Consider the following 1466-nt stretch of genomic DNA (forward strand, 5'->3'; position numbering starts at 1 on the left):
CGTTCAGGTAGGCAAAAAGAGACCCGGAGAGATCGTCCCCCGGAGTACGTGACCGCGGCCCAAACGATCGGACAAATATCGCGCGATCCAGCCGCAGCAGGCTGACTGAAAGGCACAGCGGTCGAGAGGCTACCGACGTGTCCTTAGGTCAGGACCCAGATGCGCTTCGCCCGCATATGGTTCGCCGATCACGACATCTTCGACCTGAAGCACATTGGGATTCCCAAATTCGTGGATACGTACGAATCGGCTCAATTGCGTTTCCGTTTCACTTCTGGTTGCGTAGTGAATAAAGATAGCGGGAGTCTGGCAAGAGCGGTAGCCACGAGTTTTCGCTATATCTTATGCACCCGATGCATGGGTGACGAAGCTGCGCAATCCGCATCAGCCGTCAACCTTGCGACGGAATTCTATGAGAAGACTACGCCCCTCAAGAATGGCCGACCTGCTCGCGTCGAAAATCGGCAATGAGGTGATCTACAACCGCGCAACCTGCGGCGCGAGTCGCCCGTCCCATTGGAAAGTAGGCGTACACGGGTATATCGGCCATCTTCCAGTCGACCAGCAGCCGGACGAGGGACCCATCTGCAAGTTCGCGGCGGCACGCCCACTCGCTCGTCGAGGTAATGCCAAGTCCGGCACTCGCCGCAGCAACGGCACCCTCGTTCTCGTCTGTAGAAAAGTGAGGTTCGAGGGGGACGACGATCTCTTCCCCTGCACGTTTAAACTTCCAGGCGTCGGGAACGGCCGACGCAGGTCCACCGACGATTCGATGCCCGATCAGCGCGTCGGGCGTAGAGGGTGCGCCGTTGAGCTCCACATAGCCACGGGACGCGACGACCACCCGCGGTATCTTACCAATTGCCGTCGCCGTCGCCGCCGCATTCGAGTCGAGCAGCCGGCCGAGCCGGATGGCGACATCGACTGCATCTTTTACGAGGTCTTGGGGGCGATCCCCCAACAGAATGCGAATGTGGAGTTCAGGGTGTCGTGCAGCAAACGTGGCAAGGCGCGGGATGACTTCGCGGATCGCTACGCTGCCAGGCATGCTCATTCGCAAAACGCCGCGAAAGATACCACCTTCACGCACGCTTTGCTCGGCCTCGTCAAGCGCTACAAGGATAGGGTCGATGCGTGAAAGAAACTCCGCGCCGGCGTCCGTCAGCACGACGGCGCGCGTCGTCCGCGACAAAAGCCGGGCACCCAAATCGCCTTCGAGATCAGCAATAATCCTGGAGACCTGCGATTGTGAAAGTCCGCACTCGCGCGCCGCGGCTGAGAAACTGCCCAACCTCGCGACACGCGTGTACAGCTTAAGGGAGAGGATATCCTTCACGGGATCAACATTGTGTCAGGGCGAACTATCGTGAGCCAAGACTATCTGATTGATGCGGAATCCGCAAATGCGGTTAAGGTCCAGCAAATACGGCCTTGTTCGGACGGCGACATTGCAAAGCGAGCACGGC

The 1466-nt window shown here is 59.0% G+C and carries 1 protein-coding gene; it reads right to left on the bottom strand.

Annotation, left to right across the window (positions count from 1 at the left end):
- Positions 1–430: 430 nt before the first annotated feature.
- Positions 431–1336 (bottom strand): LysR family transcriptional regulator, encoded by a 906-nt coding sequence (locus BM438_RS44515; protein ID WP_093647946.1) that lies wholly within the window; start codon positions 1334–1336, stop codon positions 431–433.
- Positions 1337–1466 lie beyond the last annotated feature (130 nt).

It is taken from the genome of Paraburkholderia aspalathi (genome assembly GCF_900116445.1).
GTDB classification, from domain to species: Bacteria; Pseudomonadota; Gammaproteobacteria; order Burkholderiales; family Burkholderiaceae; genus Paraburkholderia; species Paraburkholderia aspalathi.